The sequence below is a fragment of the Hasllibacter sp. MH4015 genome, from assembly GCF_020177575.1.
GTDB lineage: Bacteria > Pseudomonadota > Alphaproteobacteria > Rhodobacterales > Rhodobacteraceae > Gymnodinialimonas.
This window is the reverse complement of the sequence record NZ_JAHTBK010000001.1, coordinates 3,531,728-3,552,518: the sequence shown is the minus strand read 5'-3', so window position 1 is coordinate 3,552,518 and position 20,791 is coordinate 3,531,728. Positions and strand designations below refer to the sequence as shown.

Annotated in this window: 22 protein-coding genes; 14 read left to right on the top strand and 8 right to left on the bottom strand. The window is 64.8% G+C overall.

The annotated features are described in order from the left end of the window. Positions 1-20: 20 nt before the first annotated feature. Positions 21-1,088, bottom strand: coding sequence for a porin (locus tag KUW62_RS18080; protein WP_224816852.1), 1,068 nt, complete (start codon positions 1,086-1,088; stop codon positions 21-23). A gap of 520 nt (positions 1,089-1,608) precedes the next feature. Here KUW62_RS18080 and KUW62_RS18075 point away from each other — a divergent pair. From KUW62_RS18075 to KUW62_RS18055, 5 genes are all read left to right on the top strand, one after another. Continuing rightward, the gene (locus KUW62_RS18075) at positions 1,609-2,091 is read left to right on the top strand and encodes a DUF3576 domain-containing protein (RefSeq protein WP_224816851.1); all 483 of its coding nucleotides are present in this window, start codon (positions 1,609-1,611) and stop codon (positions 2,089-2,091) included. An 84-nt stretch (positions 2,092-2,175) separates the two neighbouring features. Continuing rightward, positions 2,176-4,749, top strand: a complete 2,574-nt coding sequence (gene leuS / locus KUW62_RS18070) for a leucine--tRNA ligase (protein ID WP_224816850.1) — start codon at positions 2,176-2,178, stop codon at positions 4,747-4,749. Next, positions 4,736-5,221 carry an LPS assembly lipoprotein LptE gene (gene lptE / locus KUW62_RS18065; RefSeq protein ID WP_224816849.1) on the top strand — a complete coding sequence of 162 codons (486 nt, stop codon included), beginning with the start codon at positions 4,736-4,738 and terminating at the stop codon, positions 5,219-5,221. Before leuS ends, lptE begins: the two co-directional genes overlap by 14 nt. Continuing rightward, positions 5,218-6,252, top strand: a complete 1,035-nt coding sequence (locus KUW62_RS18060; protein WP_224816848.1) for a DNA polymerase III subunit delta — start codon at positions 5,218-5,220, stop codon at positions 6,250-6,252. Before lptE ends, KUW62_RS18060 begins: the two co-directional genes overlap by 4 nt. Beyond that, entirely contained in the window at positions 6,249-6,851 is a 603-nt protein-coding gene (locus tag KUW62_RS18055) for a glutathione S-transferase family protein (protein ID WP_224816847.1), read from the top strand. The genes KUW62_RS18060 and KUW62_RS18055 overlap by 4 nt, the downstream gene beginning before the upstream one ends. Positions 6,852-6,865: 14 nt before the next feature. Here the strand turns inward: KUW62_RS18055 and KUW62_RS18050 are convergent, their stop codons facing one another. Further along, on the bottom strand, positions 6,866-8,020 hold the full coding sequence (locus KUW62_RS18050; protein ID WP_224817152.1) for a TIGR03862 family flavoprotein: 1,155 nt from the start codon (positions 8,018-8,020) through the stop codon (positions 6,866-6,868). A 46-nt stretch (positions 8,021-8,066) separates the two neighbouring features. Here KUW62_RS18050 and KUW62_RS18045 point away from each other — a divergent pair, with 46 nt between their 5' ends. Beyond that, entirely contained in the window at positions 8,067-8,372 is a 306-nt protein-coding gene (locus KUW62_RS18045; protein WP_224816846.1) for an HNH endonuclease, read from the top strand. A 59-nt stretch (positions 8,373-8,431) separates the two neighbouring features. Here the strand turns inward: KUW62_RS18045 and KUW62_RS18040 are convergent, their stop codons facing one another. Both KUW62_RS18040 and KUW62_RS18035 read right to left on the bottom strand, forming a co-directional pair. Continuing rightward, complete coding sequence (locus tag KUW62_RS18040; protein ID WP_224816845.1) at positions 8,432-9,049, bottom strand: enoyl-CoA hydratase/isomerase family protein; 618 nt, start codon at positions 9,047-9,049, stop codon at positions 8,432-8,434. Beyond that, complete coding sequence (locus KUW62_RS18035; RefSeq protein ID WP_224816844.1) at positions 9,046-9,798, bottom strand: SDR family oxidoreductase; 753 nt, start codon at positions 9,796-9,798, stop codon at positions 9,046-9,048. Before KUW62_RS18035 ends, KUW62_RS18040 begins: the two co-directional genes overlap by 4 nt. 146 nt (positions 9,799-9,944) lie before the next feature. Here KUW62_RS18035 and KUW62_RS18030 point away from each other — a divergent pair, with 146 nt between their 5' ends. From KUW62_RS18030 to KUW62_RS18020, 3 genes are all read left to right on the top strand, one after another. Beyond that, a complete protein-coding gene (locus KUW62_RS18030; protein ID WP_224816843.1) occupies positions 9,945-11,432 on the top strand; it encodes a DUF2125 domain-containing protein in 1,488 nt (495 codons plus the stop codon). Between the two features lie 115 nt (positions 11,433-11,547). Further along, a complete protein-coding gene (locus KUW62_RS18025) occupies positions 11,548-12,897 on the top strand; it encodes a TldD/PmbA family protein (protein ID WP_224816842.1) in 1,350 nt (449 codons plus the stop codon). After that, positions 12,884-13,663: a 3'(2'),5'-bisphosphate nucleotidase CysQ gene (locus KUW62_RS18020; RefSeq protein WP_224816841.1), complete on the top strand. Its 780-nt coding sequence runs from the start codon at positions 12,884-12,886 to the stop codon at positions 13,661-13,663. The genes KUW62_RS18025 and KUW62_RS18020 overlap by 14 nt, the downstream gene beginning before the upstream one ends. A 3-nt stretch (positions 13,664-13,666) precedes the next feature. On the opposite strand, the gene KUW62_RS18015 is transcribed toward KUW62_RS18020, so the two are convergent. Continuing rightward, positions 13,667-13,849 (bottom strand): hypothetical protein, encoded by a 183-nt coding sequence (locus KUW62_RS18015; protein WP_224816840.1) that lies wholly within the window; start codon positions 13,847-13,849, stop codon positions 13,667-13,669. Positions 13,850-14,123: 274 nt separating this feature from the next. Continuing rightward, a complete protein-coding gene (locus KUW62_RS18010; protein WP_224816839.1) occupies positions 14,124-14,330 on the bottom strand; it encodes a hypothetical protein in 207 nt (68 codons plus the stop codon). Positions 14,331-14,503: 173 nt separating this feature from the next. Here KUW62_RS18010 and KUW62_RS18005 point away from each other — a divergent pair, with 173 nt between their 5' ends. The 3 genes from KUW62_RS18005 to lpxK are packed head-to-tail and all read left to right on the top strand — an operon-like array spanning position 14,504 to position 17,049. After that, positions 14,504-14,752, top strand: coding sequence for a DUF4170 domain-containing protein (locus KUW62_RS18005; protein WP_224816838.1), 249 nt, complete (start codon positions 14,504-14,506; stop codon positions 14,750-14,752). A gap of 9 nt (positions 14,753-14,761) precedes the next feature. Beyond that, positions 14,762-16,054, top strand: a complete 1,293-nt coding sequence (locus tag KUW62_RS18000; RefSeq protein WP_224816837.1) for a 3-deoxy-D-manno-octulosonic acid transferase — start codon at positions 14,762-14,764, stop codon at positions 16,052-16,054. Beyond that, positions 16,054-17,049 (top strand): tetraacyldisaccharide 4'-kinase, encoded by a 996-nt coding sequence (lpxK, locus tag KUW62_RS17995; RefSeq protein ID WP_224816836.1) that lies wholly within the window; start codon positions 16,054-16,056, stop codon positions 17,047-17,049. Before KUW62_RS18000 ends, lpxK begins: the two co-directional genes overlap by 1 nt. A gap of 57 nt (positions 17,050-17,106) precedes the next feature. Here the strand turns inward: lpxK and KUW62_RS17990 are convergent, their stop codons facing one another. Further along, positions 17,107-17,796: a DsbA family protein gene (locus tag KUW62_RS17990; protein WP_224816835.1), complete on the bottom strand. Its 690-nt coding sequence runs from the start codon at positions 17,794-17,796 to the stop codon at positions 17,107-17,109. Positions 17,797-17,809: 13 nt separating this feature from the next. Next, on the bottom strand, positions 17,810-18,334 hold the full coding sequence (locus tag KUW62_RS17985; RefSeq protein WP_224816834.1) for a DUF721 domain-containing protein: 525 nt from the start codon (positions 18,332-18,334) through the stop codon (positions 17,810-17,812). Positions 18,335-18,415: 81 nt separating this feature from the next. Here KUW62_RS17985 and mutY point away from each other — a divergent pair, with 81 nt between their 5' ends. Together mutY and KUW62_RS17975 are read left to right on the top strand one after the other, a co-directional pair. Continuing rightward, positions 18,416-19,480: an A/G-specific adenine glycosylase gene (mutY, locus tag KUW62_RS17980; protein WP_224816833.1), complete on the top strand. Its 1,065-nt coding sequence runs from the start codon at positions 18,416-18,418 to the stop codon at positions 19,478-19,480. A 31-nt stretch (positions 19,481-19,511) separates the two neighbouring features. Beyond that, a complete protein-coding gene (locus KUW62_RS17975; protein WP_224816832.1) occupies positions 19,512-20,645 on the top strand; it encodes an alkane 1-monooxygenase in 1,134 nt (377 codons plus the stop codon). The last annotated feature ends 146 nt before the right edge of the window (positions 20,646-20,791 follow it).

Below are 20,791 nucleotides of genomic sequence, written 5' to 3'. Positions count from 1 at the left end.
TAATCCGTAATCCGTTAGGATTAGAAGGACATTGCCATGCCGAGCGACCAGGTGCTGGTCGTGCCGAGCGTAGCGGCCGGAGCCGTTGCGTTCACAGCGTCGACGGTGCTGGAACCGTAGCCGAGGCGAGCGGACAGACCGCCACCCAGGTCGTAGGCTGCGGACAGACCGAAGCCAGACGTGTCGGCGACCAGGGCAGTCGTTTCCCAATCGTACACACCGTAGTTCACGCCGACGGAGATGTCGTCGAACGCGTAGGATGCGCCGATACCCATGTGGGTGCCTTCGTTGCCGGCCGAGAAGCCTTCGTAGGTGGCGTAGGTGGCACCAACGGACAGGCCGTTGTCGAGCGTCACGTTACCGGAGATACCCATGGCGGTGTAGCCCTGAGCGCCTGCAACGAGCGGGTCGATGTCGTTGACGGTCTGGTAACCGACGCCAACATTGTAGGAACCGCCGCCGAAGGAACCGGCATAGACTGCGCCGATACCGTAGACTGCGTCACCGGTCAGACCGTCGGTCGCCGGCTGCGTTGCCAGTTCACCGAAGGGTGCGTTGCTGGTTGCCGGGGCAACGGGCGCGGCACGCTCACGGTCGTCATCCATTTCGACGGATGCCGTGACAGTGAAGCCGGACACGGAATAGGCGTAGCTCAGGATCTGGCCGTCATAGACGCCGTCAAGCTGGTTGAAGCCGTTCCAGCCGGAGTGGCCGGTGTGCGCGTCGTCGATGGAGCCGGGGCCCGCGGGCACTTCCAGCATACCAGCGTCGAAGCCGCCATCGGTGTCACCCAGGGTGAGCGTGCCGAAGTCGCCGGAGATGAAGACGGAGTAGCCGAAGTCATCGTTGGTCGCGCCGCCAGCACCGCCTGCGATCTCGTCGAGATCAACGGCTGCGCCGAAGGTGATGCCGTTGCCGGTTTCACCGGACAGCGTGAAGGTCACGTCGATGTCCTGGTGGAATTGAGTAATCGTGCTGCCGGATCCGCCGACAACACCCATTTCAGCCGAGCCCGTCAGGGCGACATCGGCCGATGCGATACCTGCCGTCGCAACAAGCGCGGTGGTCGCAAAGAGAACCTTTTTCATGGTTTATCCCTCGTGTTCACTTAGAAGGTGCACCCCAAGACGGAACGCCCGAATTGAGTATGCGTCTGTCTCGCCCGACGCCGCGTTGAATGCAAGGAAGCCCACAAAGCCGATGTGCGGTTGCCGTACGGATGGTGCAGACATGCCACAGTTTCGCCCCGTACAAGGCAGCGAAACCCCTGTTTTTCTTTGCATCAAAGGGGATGAGCCCTCACCAGCCATCCTGTGCCTTTTGTGCAAGCGCACGCCCGCGCATGCGAAAACGATTCGTACCACGCCGATGGAATCGCATGTCGGTCAGACACGGCTACGAACGAAGCAGGTCGGCATCGCGCGGAATGCCGTCGTGCGGTGGTCTGAATATATCAGGCACGCGACGACGGGGGGTGCCACCGGGGCCGGGGGATCGCGTCAGGCATCTCGAACGGATCCGCAAAAGCCTGCCGTGATTGCGCCCCTTGCCGGTTCGGGGGGGCTTCTATAAAACTTGCGCAAGAATTCTGGGGCAGGACCGGCGAATATGTTGAAACGACGTGCAAACACACTCGGCCTGGGCCTGCTGGTCCTGACATTGGCGGCCTGCAACGGCTTCGCGAATGACCGTGAAGCGACCGAGGCGCCGCTGCGCGAACGCGGCATCCTTGCCGATAGCGAGCGGGAGACGATCTGGGACCTCTTCGGCAACAGCGACGATCCGTCCGTCACGGTGGAGGTCAACCGTTACCTCTGGCGCGCGTCGCTCGAGATCCTGGACTTCATGCCTCTGGAAGCCGCTGACCCCTTCACCGGGATCATCGCGTTCGGATATGCCACCCCGCCGGGCGGCAACCGGGCCTATCGGGCGACCGTCTATGTCACCGACCCGGCATTGGAGGCGCGCTCCCTGCGCGTCGCGCTGCAAGGCCGCAACGGCAGTGCCGTCAGCCGGGAAACCGCGCGCCAGGTGGAAGATGCGATCCTGACCCGCGCGCGTCAGCTACGCGTTGCGGACGGTCGGCTGTAGACCAGCCGGACCTGTCCGCTTAAACACACCGCCGGGCCATTCGCCCGGCGTTTTCATGTCCAACCGATGCCAAGGAACCTCACGATGTCCGCCTACGACCCATCCAAGATCGAGCCGAAGTGGCAGAAAGCCTGGGATGAGGCCGGGACGTTCCTTGCCACAATGTCCGCCGACAAGCCGAAATACTACGTCCTGGAGATGTTCCCCTACCCGTCCGGGCGCATCCATATCGGGCATGTGCGCAACTACACGATGGGCGACGTGATCGCGCGCTACAAGCTGGCGACCGGGCATAACGTGCTGCATCCCATGGGCTTCGATGCGTTTGGTCTGGCGGCAGAAAACGCAGCCATGGATCGGGGCATTCACCCCAAGGACTGGACCTACAAGAACATGGACGACATGCGCGACCAGATGCGACCGCTGGGATTTTCCATCGACTGGTCCCGCGATCTGGCGACCTGTGATCCCGAATATTATGGCCACCAGCAGGCGCTGTTCATCGACATGATGGAAGCGGGCCTGATCGACCGCAAGAATGCCGTGGTGAACTGGGATCCGGTCGATATGACCGTTCTGGCCAATGAGCAGGTGGAGGACGGCAAAGGCTGGCGGTCCGGCGCGGAGGTGGAGCGCAAAGAACTGACGCAATGGTTCTTCAAGATCTCGGACTATTCCGAAGAGCTGCTCAGTGCGCTGGACACCCTTGATGACTGGCCCGCCAAGGTAAAGCTGATGCAGGCCAACTGGATCGGCAAGTCGCGCGGCCTGCAATTTGCCTTCGGCCTAGTGGAGGCTGTGGGCGGTCATGACCGAGTGGAGGTTTACACGACGCGGCCCGACACGTTGTTGGGCGCGAGTTTCGTCGGCATCTCGCCCGACCATCCGCTGGCCAAGGAACTGGAAGCGTCTGACGAGGCCATCGCCGCGTTCTGCGCGCAATGCCGGAGGGGCGGCACGACCGCCGAGGCGCTGGAAAAGGCCGAGAAGCTGGGTTTCGACACCGGCCTCAAGGTCCGTCATCCGTTCGACACGGCGGCGCAACTGCCCGTCTACATCGCCAATTTCATCTTGATGGATTACGGCACCGGCGCGATTTTCGGCTGCCCGGCCCATGATGCGCGTGACCTGGAGTTTGCTCGCAAATACGAATTGCCGGTGATCTCCACTTACGTCCCTGAAGCGGGGGAGGATGATTTCACCCGCCCCGAGGATGGCGGGGACGCCTATGTTCCGCCCAAGACGGAGCCGGTGCGCTACGTGGCCGGGTTCGCCGGAGACGAGGTTCAGACCGGCAATGACGCTATCGACGCCGCCATCGCATTTTGCGAGGCGCAGGGCGTGGGACAGGGCGTCACCAAGTTCCGTCTGCGCGACTGGGGCCTCAGCCGCCAGCGGTATTGGGGTTGTCCGATCCCGGTGGTCCATTGCGACACCTGCGGCGTGGTACCGGAGAAGAAGGAAAACCTGCCGGTCGAATTGCCCTACGATGTCACCTTCGACATTCCCGGCAACCCGCTGGACCGCCACCCGACGTGGCGCGACGTGCCCTGCCCCGCTTGCGGCAAACCGGCCAAGCGGGAGACGGACACGATGGATACGTTCGTTGATTCCAGCTGGTATTTCGCGCGCTTCACCGCGCCCCATGCGCCGACCCCGACCTCCCGCGCGGAAGCGGAGTATTGGATGAATGTCGATCAATATATCGGCGGCATCGAACACGCGATCCTGCACCTGCTCTATTCCCGCTTCTTCGCCCGCGCGATGCACGCCACGGGCCATCTGCCGCGCAAGGCGATCGAGCCGTTTGACGCTCTGTTTACCCAAGGCATGGTCACGCACGCGATCTACAAGACCAAGGATGCGGGCGGGCGGCCGATCTACCATTATCCCGAAACGGTCGAGATCCGCGATGGCGGTGCTTACCTATCCGACGGCACGGAAGTGGAGGTCGTCCCCTCCGCCAAGATGTCCAAGTCAAAGAACAACGTCGTCGATCCGATGGCGATCATCGCGCAATACGGCGCGGACACGGCGCGGTGGTTCGTGCTGAGCGATTCGCCCCCCGAGCGGGACGTGGAATGGACCGCAAGCGGGGCGGAGGCGGCGTTCAAGCATCTGGGCCGCGTCTGGACCTTGTGTGATCGGATCGCCGACATGGACCGCGACGCCCCAGGTGAAGGGGATGAGGATCTGCTGCGCGCCATGCACAAGACGATCTTCGACGTCACCAACGGTGTCGAATCCTTCGGCTTCAATGCGGCGATCGCCAAGCTTTACGCCTTCACCAACACCCTCCAGAAATCCAAGGCCTCCCATGCCGCACAGCGGCAGGCGGTGATGGTCCTTGCGCAATTGATGTCACCCATGACGCCGCATCTGGCCGAGGACATCTGGGCCCATCAGGGCGGTGACGGCCTGATCGCCAACGCGCCCTGGCCCGTCGCGGACGAGGCTATGTTGGTCGAAGACACGGTGACGATGCCGATCCAGATCAACGGCAAACGGAAGTCCGAAATCACCATTGCCAAGGATGCCAGCCAAGAAGAGGTTGAAAAGATCGCCCTTGCAGACGACGCTGTAGTCAAGGCGCTTGCCGGGAATGCGCCGCGTAAACTCATCATCGTGCCCGGACGGATCGTGAATGTCGTCGTTTAACCGCCGCCACCTTCTGCTTGGCCTTGGCGCGCTTCCCCTGGGGGCGTGCAACTTCCAGCCGGTCTACGGCAATGGCGGGTCCGGCGATGTGATCCGCAACCGCATCACCGTGGCCGCGCCCGACACCCGCCTTGAATTCGAGATGGTGGCGCGGCTGGAAGACCGCCTTGGTGTCGGCGGGGCCTATTCGCTGAGCTACGACGTGACGACCAGCACGCGGAACGTGGCCATCGACGGTGCGGAGAATATCGACCGGATCAACGTGATCGGCTCGCTGGCCTTCACCGTGCGCGAGGCCGGAACGGGCCGCGTGGTCCAGACGGGTGAGGTTTCCACCTTCACCGCTTACGCCACCACCGCGTCGCCCGTCGCCACGGCATCGGCGCGGCGGGATGCGGAGGATCGCCTGGCCGTCGCATTGGCCGACCAAGTCGTCAGCCGCCTGATCGCGGGCGCCCCCGGCTGGACATGAAGCTTTCGACGCGGGACGCGAACGCCTATTTCAAACGCCCCGACACCTCCGCCGCCGGGTGCCTGATTTTCGGCGACGACGCAATGCGTGTGGCCTTGAAGCGGCAGGACCTGATGGCAGCGCTTCTCGGCGATAATGCCGAGGAAGAGATGCGCCTGACCCGGCTGACCGGGGCCGAGCTACGCTCGGACGGCGCGCTCTTGCTGGATGCCGTCAAGGCGGTGGGATTCTTCCCTGGGCCCCGCGCCGTGCTGGTCGACAGCGCCACGGACGGCTTGGCCAAGACCTTCGCCACCGCGTTCGAGGAATGGGCGGAGGGCGATGCCCAGATCATCGCGACCGCCGGGCGGCTGACCGCGAAATCCGCCCTGCGCAAGGTGTTCGAGGGGAACAAACGCGCCTATGCCGCTGCAATCTATGACGACCCGCCGGGACGCGCGGAGATCGAGGATATGCTGAAGGAAGCCGACATCATCGCCCCGGACCGCGACGCGATCAGCGATCTGGAAGCCCTCGCGCGGTCCATCGGCCCTGGGGATTTCCGGCAGATGGTGGAGAAACTCGGCCTCTACAAACGCGGCGACGCGACGCCGGTCAGCGCCGCGGATATCGAGGCGGTGGCCCCCCTGACCCGCGACGCGGAGCTGGACGATATCCTGCACGCCACGGCAGAGGCGGAGACGGGTGCGATCGGACCGATCCTGTTGCGCCTTGGCCAGCAGGGCGTGGCACCCGTGACCTTATGCATCTCCGCGCTTCTCCATTTCCGCGCGCTGCACGCGGCCGCCAGCCACCCCAATGGCGCAGCAGCCGGACTTCAGGCCATGCGTCCGCCCGTTTTCGGCCCGCGCCGGGACCGGATGGCGCGGCAGGCGGGACGCTGGGGGCGGGATGCGCTGGAAGCGGCGCTTTCGATGCTGGTGGAAACCGACCTGACCCTGCGATCAGGGGGATCGGCACCGCAAATGGCGATCATGGAACGCACATTGATCCGGTTGGCGATGCTGCCGGGCAGAGGGGGACGCAGATGAGCGATTACAAGGTGTTCGGCGGCATCCGCAGCCGCGCGATGCGCGTGATCTGGATAATGGAGGAATTGGGGCTCGATTACGAATTGATCGCCGCCGCACCGCGCAGCCCCGAAGTGCGCGCGCTGAACCCCACCGGAAAGGTTCCGGTCCTTGTCGATGACGGCACCGCGATCCCGGATTCCGTGGCGATCATGACCTACCTCGCCGACAAACACGGTGCCATGACCCATGCCCCCGGAACGCTCAACCGCGCGCGTCAGGATGCCTTCACGCAATTGGTGGTGGACGAGATCGACGCCATACTCTGGACCGCCGCGCGCCATTCCTTCATCCTGCCGGAAGACCAGCGTGTGCCCGCGGTCAAGGAAAGCCTGCGCTGGGAATTCGCCGTCAATCAGGAGACCGTGGCGGGTCGGATGGATGCCGATGGGCCGTTCGTATTGGGTGAGCAGATCACGCTTGCCGATATCCTGCTATCCCATTGCATCGGATGGGCCCGGAACGCGAAATTCGAAGTAACGAATGCGCGGCTTCTGGACCACGACGCGATGATGAAGGCGCGGCCCGCCTTCAAGGCGGCGGTGGCGAAGGGATCGTAGTCAGCGGACCGGCCCTACCATCGCGCGGCGTGGGTGCCCGCCCATTTGCCGCTCGCAAGACATGCCGTGATCAGGTAGCCGCCCGTCGGCGCCTCCCAATCCAGCATCTCTCCGGCGACGAAAACACCGGGGATGGAATTCAGCATCAGCCCCGCATTGACCGCTTTCCGGGTCACGCCCCCGGCGGTCGAGATCGCCTCATCCATCGGGCGGGGACCCTTGTGGGGGACGGAAAGCGCCTTGATGGTTGCGGCCAGTTCTTGAGGGGCCTCCGGCAGGGGCCGCGCGAATTCCTGCAACAGCGCGCGGCGCAAGGGGTCGAGGCCCAGATTGGTCAGCGCCTTGGTCAGGGTCTGCTTGCGCGGACGTTTGGAGAGCCGCCTGGCAATGCCGCCAACGTCCCGGTCCGGCATCAGGTCCAGCGCGAGGGCTGCCCCGTCCCGTATCGCGGCGGACACGGCATAAATCCCGCCGCCTTCCAGCCCGCGGTTCGAGATGATCGCCTCCCCCCGGGTCGGCACACCATCGGCCAAAAGCGCGATATTCTTGAGCGGCGCACCGAAATGCGCCTCCATATGGGGCGACCAATCCACGACAAAGCCCATGTTGGACGGCTGGAACGGCGCAAGCTCCACGCCGCGCGCAGCCAGATGCGGCGCCCATTCCCCGTCCGATCCGAGCCGCGACCAGCTTGCCCCGCCAAGCGCCAGTATTGTGACGCCCGGTGCGATCAGGCGGGGGCCTTCGGGCGTGTCGAAGCGAAACGCCTCCCCCTCAAACCCGGTCCAACGCCAGCGCAAGCGCATCTGCGCGTCAATCCGGTTCAGCCAGGCGCGCAACAGGGGCGAGGCCTTCATCGCCTTGGGAAACACCCGTCCGGTGCTGCCGGTGAAAATCGGCTGCTCCAGATCCTCAGCGAACGCCATCACCTCCACCGGGTCCATCTGGTCGATCATCGGCCCAAGCCACGGCGCGGCGGAGCCATAGGCGCGGATGAACCGGTCGGTCGGTTCCTCCTTCGTCAGGTTCAGGCCCGATTTGCCCGCCATCAGGAACTTGCGCCCGGCAGACGGCTTGGCCTCCGCGATCGTGACATCGCGCCCGGCCCGCGCAATCGTTTCCGCGGCCATCAATCCGGCGGGGCCGGAGCCGATCACCAGCGCGTCCAACACCTCTACCTTGTCTGTCGTGTTCAAAGCGCCATCCTTCACGGCTATGCAAGAGCCCCCAATCTGCCCCCTCTGCCAGCGTCCGATCCCGCCGGGCGCAAAACAGAGCCTGCATCACCTGATCCCGAAACTGCGCGGTGGCAAGGGCGGGCCGGTCGTTTTGCTGCACCAGATCTGCCATAGCGAGATCCACGCCACATTATCGGAGGCGGACCTGGCCCGGGTCTACAACACGCCAGACGCGTTGCGCGCCCATCCGAGGTTGGCGAAATTCGTGGCCTGGGTGGCCAAGCGCCCGGACGATTTCCATTCCAAAACGCCCGGGGCGCGGCGCGGGTGGAAGCGGCGGTAACTTGGGGGCCAGCCCCCAAACCCCCGAGGTATTTTCGAAGCAAAGAGGGGCGGGCGCGTTCAGATCATGCGCTTGATCGCTTGCAGGTTTTCGGAATCGCCCTCCAGGGCGGGCGCGGCCAGGGCGCGGGCGTCCTCCAGAAGGGTATCACGGGCGCAAATGCGGTCGATCAGGCCGAATTGAAGCGCCTCGTCCGCGGTCAGCCGCGCGCCACCCAGCAGGATCAGTTTGGTACGCGCGGGGCCGATCAGGGCGCGCATCCGACCCGGATCAGAGGGTTGCGGCAGGAACCCGAGCTTGGCCACCGGGTAGAAGAAACTGGCGGATGGCACCGACAACCGCAGGTCACAGGCCAGCGCCATGCCGAACGCGCCGCCTGCGAGCGTTCCGTTGAGCGCGGCGATGGTCAGGCAGGGCAGAGCCGCCAGCGCGCCGGATACCTGTTCCCAGAGCGGTGAGGTGGCAAGGCCCGTCCGCGCCTCCTCCAGATCGGCACCGGCGGAGAAGACCTTGTCACCCGCGCCCGTCAGGATCACGGCGCGCGCGTCGCCTGCACCGTCCAGAACACGCGCCAGGTCTTCCAGCATCGCAGCGGTCAGGGAATTGGCCTTGTCCGGGCGGTTCAGACGGATGGTCAGCAACCCGTCATCGCGCGCAACGTCGACAGGCGCGTTCATGCCAGCCCGACCGCGCCCCGGATCGCCTCATCCCGGAGCGAGATATCGCCGCCCAAGTAAGCGTCGGCTGCCGGCGTGCACATCCACGCGAGCGCCTTGGCGGGCCATTCCGGGGGGATGTGATCCTCCCAATCCAGCTGCGCCACCGGGTTCACGCCGGAGGCCTTGATCTCCCGCTGCATCTGGGTGGCCACGGTTCCCGGCGACAGGCCAAGCGCGCGAATGCCTTGCGCCCCCATCTCCTTGTGGAGGCACCGGGTCAGCATCAGCGCCGCCGCCTTGGAGGAGCAGTAGTGGGACCATCCCTCCAGCGCGCTCGTCGCGGCGCCCGACGAGATGCCGATGATCGTGCCCCCGCCCGTGCGCATGTGGGGCAAGGCGGCATGGATGCCGTTGAATGTGCCCTTGAGATTGATGTCGATCGCCTGTCCCCAGGCGTCTGGATCGGCGTCTTCGATCCGGGCGACGGGTTCGATGACGCCCGCATTGTTGATCACGACATCCAGCGATCCGAACGTATCCACGGCGGCATTGAACGCGGCTTTAACCTCCCAGAACCTGGCGACATCGCAGGGTACGGCCAACGCGGTATCGCCAATCTCACCGGCCAGATCGGCGATCGCATCGCGGCTGCGGGCCATGAGTACAACCTTGGCCCCCAAAGCGGCGAACTCGCGCGCCGCCGCCGCCCCGATGCCCCGGCTGGCCCCGGTGATGGCAACGACTTTTCCGTTCACGTCATGTGTCATGGCTCACGTCCCCCATATGTTGCCCTAGGCGTAACGCCCGACGGCGCAAGGGGCCACCCCCCTACGGGGATCCACCCTTGACGGACGCCACGCGCCCCTTGAACATCGTCCCCGATACTTCACAAATTGATGGAGCATATAGTCCTATGCATCGCTTTTCTCATGGTCTTTCCACACTTGCCCTTGTCGCCGCCTGGGCCGGTCCGGCGCTGTCGGACACGCTCGCCGCCGAGGTCTGGGCGGAATGGCAGGCACAGGGCGCCCTGTCCGGCCAAACGATCAACGCCACCGTGACCGAGACCGAGAGCGGCCTGATGCTGTCATCCTTCACCTCCGTGATGGAGCAAGAAGAGGTGTCGATCCGTGCGGCGATGGACGAGGTCGTGCTGACGGAAAATGCCGACGGCACGGTAAGCATCACGTTCTCCGAACCCTATTCGATGGTCTTCACCTTCGAGGTCGATGAAGGCGACCCGCCGGGCAATATCGAGGTTCTGATCGGGCACGAGAACCTGTCGGTCACGGTTTCGGGCGAAGCGTCGGCCCGGGAATATCTCTATGTCGCCGATGTCCTGACGATTTCCGAAGGGCGCGTCTGGGGCGGCGGAGAGGAGCCCCCCATGTTCGATATCGACGGGCGGCTCACCGGCCTGAACTCGACCTATACGCTGACCGGCGACGATCCCGAATCCATGCGCTTCTCCTCTGACGGGCGGCTCGACACCGCGTCGCTTTTCGTCGACGTCCGCGATCAGGAGGGACACCTGAAGGTGGGCCTGGTCTCAACCGGGTTGAGCGGCACGTCGGAAGGCACGCTCTTGTCGCTGGCGACGATGAACCAGTTTGCGGGGGAGGTGCCCCCGGGCCTCGAAATCTCCGGCACCACGGCCTACGAGTCCTTCGGCTTCGAGATGCAGTTCGAGGAACCCGGCGAGATGTTCGAGCTGGCCTCGACCAATCAAGGCGGCTCTATCGGGTTCGGCCTGTCGAACGAGGCGGTGAGCTATGACATCGCGGCGCGCGGCATGAACACCCGGATCGGCGGCAGCGAATTGCCGGTGCCGATCAACATCTCTGTCGCGGCAAGCCAGTTCCAACTTGCCGTGCCCCTTGCCGCGGGCGACGCGCCGCAAGATGTCAGCGCACGGCTTGCCTATGAAGGTGTCACCATGGCGGAGCCGATGTGGGCCATGTTTGACCCGGCCCAGGCGATCCCGCGTGATCCGATCTCCGTCATTCTGGACGCCACCGCGCAGGTCCAGGTCATGGTCGATCTCCTGACCCTTGAGCCGGACGAAATGGACGCCCCCCCGGGTGAATTGCGCGCGCTGACCGTCAACGAGTTGAACGTCTCCGCCGGGGGGGCATCCCTGACCGGAACGGCCGACCTGACCTTCGCGCCCGGACAGATCATGCCGGTGCCCCAAGGCGCGGCGGAGCTGCAATTGTCGGGCGGCAACGCGCTTCTGGATGCGCTGATCGCCGGTGGATTGGTGCCCAACGAACAGGGCGCCTTCGTGCGCGGGATGGCCAATGTCTTCGCCCGCCCCGGCGCGGCCCCCGATACGCTGGAGACGACGGTGGAATTCGGCGCGGACGGGTCGATCACCGCCAACGGCATTCCGATCCAGTAAACCGTGATCTTCGCAAACTGTCGGCCCGCGCGATCCCTCCGCGCGGGCCGTTTCGCTTGCACCGCCCTGTCCATGGCCCTACCTCCATCCCCAGCCCAGCGTCCAAGGACAGAATATGACAGACACCGCCCTTTCGCCCTTTGCCGAAGCCCTTCTGGACGCCGCGCGCGCCGCGGGTGCCGACGCCGCCGATGCGCTCGTGGTCGATGGAACGTCGATGTCCATCGGTGTGCTCAACGGTGCTTTGGAACAGGCGGAGCGGTCGGAGGGCATCGAACTGGGCCTGCGCGTTCTGGTGGGACAGCGGCAAGCCTGCGTCTCCGCGTCCGACACGGAGCGCGCGACGATCGACGAGATGGCCGAACGCGCCGTCGCCATGGCACGGCTGCCCCCCGAAGATCCCAACGCCGGACTGGCCGAGCCGGACCAGTTGAGCGATGTACGCGATGGCGCGGCGCTCGATATGAACGACCCCGGCCAGGACCCTGACCCGGCGGCGTTGGAGCGTATGGCGCTGGAGGCGGAGGCCGCCGCCATGGGCGTGGCGGGCATCAGCCAGGTGTCGAATGCCGGGGCGGGCTTTTCGCGTCGGCGTATCCATCTGGCGGCCACAAACGGCTTCGCGGGCGGGTACGCGCGGTCCGATTACGGCGTGCATTGCGTGGCGATCACCGGCGAAGGCACAGGGATGGAGCGGGATTATTTCGGCGACGGGCGCAATCACCTCAGCGATCTGATGTCACCGTCCGAGATCGGGCGGATCGCCGCCGAACGGACTGTGGCGCGGGCGGGCGCGAAAAAACCGCCGACCGGGGCATTCCCGGTAATTTACGATGAGCGCATTTCCTCCACGCTGATCGGGCATCTACTGGCGGCAACGAACGGGACGTCGATTGCGCGGGGCTCGTCCTGGGCGCGTGATCTGTTGGGAGAGGCCGTCCTGCCGACCCACCTGTCCCTGATCGAGGAGCCGCACCGCCCCCGCACATCCGCCAGCCGCCCCTTCGACGCGGAAGGCCTGCCAACCGCCGACCGCGCCATCGTGCGGGACGGCGTCCTGACCGGCTGGACGCTGGATCTGTCGACCGCACGGCAATTGGGCCTGACGTCCACCGCGTCGGCGGCGCGCGGCACCGGCAGCCCGCCCTCCCCCTCCGTGGGGAATGCGCGTCTGACGGCGGGTGATCTGGACCGGGACGCGCTCATCGCGCAGATGGGAACCGGCCTTCTGATTACCTCCATGATCGGGTCTTCGATCAACGCCACCACGGGCGATTATTCGCGGGGCGCCTCTGGCTTCTGGGTGGAGAATGGAGAGATCGCCTATCCCGTCAACGAATGCACCGTCGCGGGCAACCTGCGGGACATGTTGCTTTCGATCGTACCGGCCAACGATGCCCGCCCGCATCTGAGCCGGGTCGTTCCATCCTTGCTTGTCGAAGGGATGACGATTGCCGGGGCCTGATGACGACCTTGACCTGCTGACCCATGTGGCCCTGCGCGCGGGCGATATCGCAAGGCAATTCTTCGGCCAGAATCCCGATGTCTTCGACAAGGGCGACGAAGGCCCGGTAACGGAGGCTGATCTGGCCATCGACCGGATGCTGAACGAAACGCTCCTGGGCGCACGACCCCATTACGGCTGGTTGAGCGAGGAGACCGCCGACGGGCCGGACAGGTTGTCGGCCGAGCATGTCTTCATTTGCGATCCGATCGACGGCACCCGCGCCTTTATCGAAGGCGGGCGCAGCTTTGCACATTCCCTTTCCGTCGTGCGCCATGGCGTGCCCGTGGCCGCGGCGGTGTTCCTGCCGATGCGCGACAAGCTCTATACGGCGGCCCTCGGCCAAGGGGCGCATTTGAACGGAGAGTCGGTTCGCGTCACGAACCCCGCCGCGCTTGGTGATGCGACGATCCTGACGACCAAGGCCAATATGAAGGCGGAGCATTGGCCCCGCGGCGTGCCGGAATTCAGGAAATCCTACCGCCCGTCTCTGGCCTACCGCATGTCATTGGTGGGGGAAGGGCGCTTCGACGCCATGATGACCCTCCGCCCGACCTGGGAATGGGACATCGCGGCGGGCGCGCTGGTCATTTCGGAGGCGGGCGGTGTTGTGACGGACGGGCAAGGCGCGCCACTTCGCCTCAACAACCCGCATCCGCAGGTCCCGGGCATCCTGGCCGGGGCGCCATCGGTGCACGGGTCCCTTGTGGATCGACGCCGCGCCTGACGCCTAGCGGCGCGACACCTCGAACACGACCACGTTCAGCGGACCGGTGGACAGGATCCGGCTCGACACCAGCCCATCCTCGAAATCGGGGTCGGTGGCGTGGGCGACTGCGGGGGAGGAAATTGTTGCAAGAACGACGAGGAACAGAAGCGTGGCCAGTGCTAAAAGGGAGATGCGAATGGTCATGGCAGCTATGAACTTCGTTTGAAAAAGAGGGGCCGAAATCTTCGCTCACTCATCGTTGCTTGCAGGATCAATCTACGCCGTCCCGGCAAGGCGCGCGAGTAAGGCGGACCTTACCTTTGGAAGCGGCACCGGTAAGGAAAACCCCCGCCGCGACGGGGGATCGCAGGCGGGGGTCCGAGGGGCGGGAGAACGGTGGACGTCGTGAGATATTTGGCGAGGCGGCCCCATGCGGAGAGAAGGGGAGGGAGAGAGTGGGGCCGCCTCGCAGGGTTGATCAGCGTAAGCGACCGGAACCCAGATCCGTGCCGGAAAGACGGCCAGAGCCAAGGTCACCGCCGGAAATTCGGCTTGACCCGAGGTCGAGCCCGGAAACGGGTGTGACGTTTCCGGACGCGGTAATTGCCGAAGCGGGGGCGGAAGCAGCGGCCAGGCTGGCGGTAATTGCCAGTGCTGCGATCAGGATGGAAAATGTCTTGGTCATTGGAAAAGCCCTCGTTTCGATGGGATGAATATGCACCGTGCCGCCCAGACCCGCGATGGAGGGAAACCTGACCCTCACAACCGCGTCATATCGCTGAAACGACCCTTGCGCGCTTGACGCCCCTGCCCTGCCCTTTAAGGGTGCAGGCGCAATTCAAGCGAGCGGAGTTTCCCATGGCCCAACGCCTGCACCTCGTCTTCGGTGGCGAGCTGACCGATCCCCAGACAACCGAGTTCGAGAACGTGGAAGACATCCACGTCGTCGGCCTGTTCCCGGATTACGACACCGCCTACAACGCCTGGAAGGCGGAAGCTCAACGCACCGTCGACAACGCCCATATGCGCTATTTCATCGCCGACATTCACCGCCTGCGCGAAGGCGGGGCGGAGGACAATCCGGCCGACGACGGCACCGGCAGCTAGGGTATTCCCATGGCGCGGTCGCTGTTCCTTGGTCTCTACCTCGCCTGGTCCGCCCGGGGCGCCCGTGCCTTTGCCGAACGCAAGCTCAGGCAGCGACAGGAGGCGGGCAAGGAAGACCCCGCGCGCCTGGACGAACGCCGCGGCGTTGCAGGCGTGCATCGCCCCGACGGGCCGCTCATCTGGTTTCACGCCGCCAGTGTCGGGGAATCCCTTGCGGTCCTGGAGTTGATCCGCCGCCTGTTGGAGGAACGCGAGGACCTGAGCGTTCTGATCACAACCGGCACCAAGACCTCTGGCGCGGTGATGGCCGAGCGTTTGCCGGACAGGGCATTCCATCAATATGCGCCGCTCGACGCGAAACCGTTCGTGACCGCGTTCCTCGATCATTGGCGCCCCGACGTGGCGATCTGGACAGAAAGCGAGCTGTGGCCGACCCTGATCGTGGAAACCCACGACCGCGGGACGCCGATGCTGCTGCTCAACGCCCGGATGTCCAAGGCAAGCCACGACAAGTGGCGCTTCGCCAAGGGCGCCGCGCGCAGCCTTCTGGAACGGTTCGATCGGGCGATGGTCCAGGATGACCTGACCGCCGGATACCTGCGACGCCTCGGATTGCCGGCGGAGCGTATGGACGTGCTTGGCACCCTCAAGGAAGGGGCGGCCGCCCTGCCCTGCGACGAGGATGATCGCGCGGCCCTGGCCAATGAACTGGCCGGGCGGCCCATCTGGCTTGCCGCCTCCACCCATGACGGGGAGGAGAAGATGGTGCTTCAGGCCCATCGCCTCGCGATCCGGTCCTCCCCCCGGCTGATGCTGGTGCTTGTTCCCCGCCACCCCGAACGGGGCGACGAGATTGCGGCAATGCTGCAAAGTGATGGCTGGCGGTTCACCCGCCGCGCCGCTGATGAAGGCCCGAGTGAAGACGCCAATGTCTACCTTGCCGACACGATGGGGGAGATGGGGCTTTGGTACCGCCTTGCGCCGATCAGCTTCGTGGGCGGCTCGCTCGTGGCGATCGGCGGGCACAACCCGTTCGAGCCTGCCGCCCTTGGATCGGCCATCCTGCACGGGCCTTACGTGTCGAACTTCGTCGACATCTACCGCCGATTGACGGAGGCCCGCGCCGCACGCCTTGTCTCCTCCCCCGAGAAGCTCGCAAGCGCGGTGGCCGCCCTTCTCAGCCCGGAAGAGGCCGCAGGCATGGCCGCCGCCGCGTGGAGCGTCATTTCAGACGGAGCCGATGTGACGGACCGCGCCCTGGCTCTGGTGATGGACACATTGGACGCGGCGGAGGCGCCCTGATGCGCGCACCGGGGTTCTGGCACGAAAAGCCGGGGCTGCTCGCCACAGCGTTATCCCCGCTCGGCGCGCTTTATGCGCGGGGCACGGCCCGACGTCTGGCTGGGGGCGACAGGGCGCGCGTCGGCGTCCCGGTGATCTGTGTCGGCAATCTGAATGCGGGCGGGACGGGCAAGACACCCACTGCCATCGCCGTCGCCCAGAGGCTGACGGCGCGCGGAATTGTGGCCCACGCGGTGACGCGCGGCTATGGCGGATCGGCGGATGGCCCCCTGTTGGTGGAGGAGCGGACACACAGCGCCGGCGTGACCGGAGATGAGGCGCTGCTGCTGGCCGCGTTCCTGCCCACTTGGGTGTCGAAGGACCGTGTTGCCGGGGCCAAGGCGGCAGTGGCCCATGGTGCGGAAGCCCTGATCCTCGATGACGGGTTCCAGAATCCCGGCCTGGCCCATGACCTCTCCCTGGTCGTCGTGGATGCGTGGCGCGGCTTCGGAAACGGCAAGGTCATCCCGGCGGGTCCGCTGCGCGAACCGGTCGATGTCGGGTTGAGCCGCGCGGATTTCGTGCTCAGCATCGGGCCGCAGCCCGCGCAGGAGCGGTTCGACTCTCAATGGGACGCAAAGATCAACGTGCCGCGTCTGAGGGGGGAGTTGACGCCCCTGCCCACCGGCCTCCCCCTCGATGGGCTGCCGGTTCTGGCCTTCGCGGGGATCGGCCATCCGGAGAAATTCTTCCAGACCCTGCGCAGCCTTGGCGCGGATCTGCACGCGGCCCACGCGCTCGCCGATCACCAACCCCTCAGCGATGCACTGATGACCCGCCTGTTGCGGGAAGCGAAGATGCGCGGCGCGCAGGTCGTGACGACGGAAAAGGACGCGGTGCGCCTCAAGCCCGAATTCCGGTCCGAGGTGATGACGCTGCCTGTGCGGCTGGAGTTGACGGATTGGGAACCGCTCGACGCGGCACTCGATCAACTGGTCGGCAAACGCCCGGAATAGAAAACCGGCCCGCGCGCGATGCGGGGCCGGTTCAAACTCTTCGAAAGCGGGTGGCGATCAGCCCGCGGCTTCCGCCGCCGCGTCCAGAAGTGCGCTCAGATCGGCGTAGTTCATGTTGCCGTGGAGCGTATCGTTGATCACGAAGGCGGGCGTGCCGGGGATCTCGTGGACCTCCATATACGCCTCGTAGGTCGCGATCATGGCCTGGGCCATGGCGGCGTCGGTCATGCAGGCGTCCAGTTCTTCGTTGCTGAGGCCCGCCGTACGCCCGATCCGACGGAGGCTTTCAGCCACTTCAGCGGGGGAGCCTTGGGTCCATTCCCCCTGCTGCTCATAGATCAGGTCGGCAATCCCGAAATACCGCAGCGGGCCGCCGCACCGCGCCACCATCCCGGCCCACAGGCCGTAGCGGTCGAAATAGACCTCCCGGTAGATGAAGTTGATCAGGCCGGGTTCGATGTAATCGCGGTTCAGTTGCGGATAGACGTTCTCGTGAAAGTTGCGGCAATGGGGGCAGGTGAAGCTCGCATATTCGATCAGCGTCACCGGCGCGTCCGGATTGCCCTTGGACATCTCGATCACGTCGGGCAGATCCTCTGCCGCGACTTCCTGCGCGTTGGCCGCGCCGAAGGGGGTCAGTTCCGCGGGCGCCTGCGTGGTCGGGACACTGCGCCCATCCCACCAAAGGTACGCGCCCGCGCCCAAGACGCCGGTGGCGCCGCCCAAGATCATGGCCCTGCGATGCATCGGTCTGTTCTCCTTAAACTTTCGTATTCGTAACTATGTGTCCCGCCAGCTTGCGCAAGGCATCGCGCAGAAGCGGACTTTCGATTTTGTCCAGATCGTGGGTCGCGGCCTGTAGCCGGGCCGGATCGGGAGCGGATTGGCTCTTGGCCTTTTGCGCAAACGCCACCTGCCCCTCGGCAAAGCCCGTGCGCGCGGTCTGGGTGATATGTACATCCTTGATCGCGGAATAGCCGTAGCAGGCGTTAACGCGGGTGATGATCACCTCTTTTTGCATCTCCAGCATCGGCGCCTTCGCGCCCGTGGTCAGCAAGATCAGCGTTCCGCCCATGCCGCGCCCGTACCTGATCTGCACCGGCACAGCCATATCGGCAATCTCGGGCCCCGCAATCTCTTCCCAATGGGTCAGCAGCTTGGTCTCTGCAAACCCGCGCTTTTCCGCCGGGCTGCGCAATTCCGCCCCCACAAGTGTCACCGCACGCTCGAACCCGCGCCTGCGGCGGGGCATGTCGGGGCTCGATTTCTGCGCGTTCGGGGGCATTGTGGTTGATCCTTTTGTCCCGCGCACTCTATGCGTTTCAACGATGCTAACCAATAACAAGCGACCGGGGCGCGATAACGGGTGCGTGAAGATCTGATCGGTGCGGAAATTCTGGATTGGTATGACGCACATGCGCGGCAATTGCCATGGCGGGTGCCGCCCGGATCGGCAGAACGCGCGGACCCGTACCGCGTCTGGATGTCCGAGATCATGTTGCAGCAGACCACCGTCGCCGCCGTGAAAGCCTATTTCGAGCGGTTCACGACCCGTTGGCCGACGGTAGGTGACCTCGCCGCCGCCGATGATGCGGCGGTGATGGGCGAATGGGCCGGCCTTGGCTACTATGCCCGCGCCCGCAACCTTCTGAAATGCGCCCGTGTCGTCGTGGCCGATCATGGCGGCACCTTCCCGAGAACCGAGGCGGAATTGCTGACGCTTCCGGGCATTGGGCCCTACACCGCCGCAGCCATCGCCTCCATCGCGTTCGACGAACCGGCTCCGGTGATGGACGGCAATATCGAACGGGTCATGGCACGGCTCTTCGCGGTGGAGGCACCCCTTCCGGGCAGCAAACCAGTGCTTAAAGACCACGCGACCCGTCTGACACCGCAATCGCGCCCCGGCGATCACGCGCAGGCGCTGATGGATCTCGGCGCCACGATCTGCACACCCAAATCGCCAGCCTGCGGCATCTGCCCGGTGATTGAGCATTGCGCGGCGCGGGCGGCCGGGATCGCGGCGGAACTGCCCCGCAAATCCCCGAAAAAGGCCAAGCCGGTGCGGTTCGGATATGCCTATATCGCCCGGAAGCCCGACGGTGCGATCCTGTTGGAAACCCGGCCCGACAGGGGCCTTCTGGGCGGCATGTTGGCGATCCCGACCTCCGATTGGTCCGACGCGCCCGCCGAAGACCCCCCGGTGGACACGCAATGGCACGACCCCGATTTGGAGGTCCGCCATACATTCACCCATTTCCACCTGCGCATGGCCCTGCGCGTGGCCAGCGTGGCACAAGATGCGACACCGACGCGGGGCGCATTCGTGCCCCTCGCCCAATTCTCGCCCAAGACATTGCCTACGGTGTTTCGGAAAGCCTTCGATTTGAGCCGTGGCGTCAGTGTTGACGGCGCGCGCCGGAACGGTTGAACCTGTACCGGTGACCAGGGACCCTGACGCAATGATCGCACCAAGCACCATGGCGAAACTTCATCGCGCGCTGCCTTTCTGGGCGTGCCTTCTGCTCGTCCCCGTGATCGTGCTCGGCGCCGTGCAGGGTGGGTGGTTCCTGATCCTCGCGCCGCTCAGCACCTGGTGGCTGTTCGCCATCCTCGACCACTTCGCGGGGCTGGAACTGGAAAATGCCGATCTGGACACCGGCGAGGATCAGCTGTTCTGGTATCGCCTCATCACGCTGATCTGGCCCTTCGTGCAATCCGGGCTGATCTTCGGGGTCATCTGGTACGCCACGCGCGCCTCCCACCTGGGCGGGGTGGAGCTTTGGGCGCTGTCCTTTGGCTTGGGCGTGGCCAGCGGAACCATCGGCATCAATTATTCCCACGAATTGATGCACCAGAAATCAAAGCTGGAACGGTGGCTGGGGGATCTGCTGCTTGGCATGGTGCTCTATTCCCATTTCCGGTCCGAACATCTTCTGGTCCATCATCGCTACGTCGGGACGCGCCGCGATCCGGTCACGGCGCGCTACAATGAAGGCTTTCACCGCTTTTTCCCGCGGGTGCTGCGGGAATGCTTCGCCTCGGCGTGGAACGCGGAAAAGGCAATGCTGGCGCGCAAGGGCCTGCCTGCCTGGGACGGATCGAACCCGTTCTGGCGCTACCTCGCCTTGCAGGCCGGGTTCCTCGCGCTTGCGCTTCTCGTCGGGGGCTGGGTCGGCCTGGCGATGTTCCTCAACCAGGCCTTCGTGGCGATCTGGCAGTTGGAGCTGACCAACTACATCGAGCATTATGGCCTGACGCGGAAGCACCTAGGCAATGGCAAATACGAACACGTCCAACCGCGCCATTCGTGGAACGCGGCGCACAAGGCGTCAAACTGGCTACTGATCAACCTGCAGCGCCATTCCGACCATCACTACAAACCCGACCGGCGCTTCCCGCTTTTGCAAAACTACACCGAGGCTGACGCGCCACAATTACCTTTCGGTTATCCCGTGATGACTGTGGCTGCAATGGTGCCGCCGCTTTGGAAACGGATCATGAACAAGCGCGTGAAGCGATGGCGGGCGATGTATTACCCGGAGATCACGGAATGGCATGCCTATAACAAGGGCCTGCATCCGCTTCCGAGGTGACCCAACCGCAACGAACTCCATCTAGCTTTGATCATCGAAGTCTTCGTTTGACGATTTGCTGGCCCGGTAAGCGCGCGACAAATCCCGAGCTAGGCCCCATACAATGACAAATGGCCCTCCCAAGACGACCCAACCCAAATTTCGGT

Bases quoted from the DNA above. Each gene is read 5' to 3' on its own strand.
- lpxK (WP_224816836.1), top strand. From the start codon at position 16,054: ATGCGCGCACCGGGGTTCTGGCACGAAAAGCCGGGGCTGCTCGCCACA.
- KUW62_RS17975 (WP_224816832.1), top strand. From the start codon at position 19,512: ATGATCGCACCAAGCACCATGGCGAAACTTCATCGCGCGCTGCCTTTC.
- leuS (WP_224816850.1), top strand. From the start codon at position 2,176: ATGTCCGCCTACGACCCATCCAAGATCGAGCCGAAGTGGCAGAAAGCC.
- KUW62_RS18055 (WP_224816847.1), top strand. From the start codon at position 6,249: ATGAGCGATTACAAGGTGTTCGGCGGCATCCGCAGCCGCGCGATGCGC.
- KUW62_RS18030 (WP_224816843.1), top strand. From the start codon at position 9,945: ATGCATCGCTTTTCTCATGGTCTTTCCACACTTGCCCTTGTCGCCGCC.
- KUW62_RS17985 (WP_224816834.1), bottom strand. From the start codon at position 18,334: ATGCCCCCGAACGCGCAGAAATCGAGCCCCGACATGCCCCGCCGCAGG.
- KUW62_RS18075 (WP_224816851.1), top strand. From the start codon at position 1,609: ATGTTGAAACGACGTGCAAACACACTCGGCCTGGGCCTGCTGGTCCTG.
- KUW62_RS18080 (WP_224816852.1), bottom strand. From the start codon at position 1,088: ATGAAAAAGGTTCTCTTTGCGACCACCGCGCTTGTTGCGACGGCAGGT.
- KUW62_RS18005 (WP_224816838.1), top strand. From the start codon at position 14,504: ATGGCCCAACGCCTGCACCTCGTCTTCGGTGGCGAGCTGACCGATCCC.
- KUW62_RS18035 (WP_224816844.1), bottom strand. From the start codon at position 9,798: ATGACACATGACGTGAACGGAAAAGTCGTTGCCATCACCGGGGCCAGC.
- lptE (WP_224816849.1), top strand. From the start codon at position 4,736: ATGTCGTCGTTTAACCGCCGCCACCTTCTGCTTGGCCTTGGCGCGCTT.
- KUW62_RS18060 (WP_224816848.1), top strand. From the start codon at position 5,218: ATGAAGCTTTCGACGCGGGACGCGAACGCCTATTTCAAACGCCCCGAC.
- KUW62_RS18045 (WP_224816846.1), top strand. From the start codon at position 8,067: ATGCAAGAGCCCCCAATCTGCCCCCTCTGCCAGCGTCCGATCCCGCCG.
- KUW62_RS18000 (WP_224816837.1), top strand. From the start codon at position 14,762: ATGGCGCGGTCGCTGTTCCTTGGTCTCTACCTCGCCTGGTCCGCCCGG.
- KUW62_RS18025 (WP_224816842.1), top strand. From the start codon at position 11,548: ATGACAGACACCGCCCTTTCGCCCTTTGCCGAAGCCCTTCTGGACGCC.
- KUW62_RS17990 (WP_224816835.1), bottom strand. From the start codon at position 17,796: ATGCATCGCAGGGCCATGATCTTGGGCGGCGCCACCGGCGTCTTGGGC.
- KUW62_RS18010 (WP_224816839.1), bottom strand. From the start codon at position 14,330: ATGACCAAGACATTTTCCATCCTGATCGCAGCACTGGCAATTACCGCC.
- KUW62_RS18040 (WP_224816845.1), bottom strand. From the start codon at position 9,049: ATGAACGCGCCTGTCGACGTTGCGCGCGATGACGGGTTGCTGACCATC.
- KUW62_RS18015 (WP_224816840.1), bottom strand. From the start codon at position 13,849: ATGACCATTCGCATCTCCCTTTTAGCACTGGCCACGCTTCTGTTCCTC.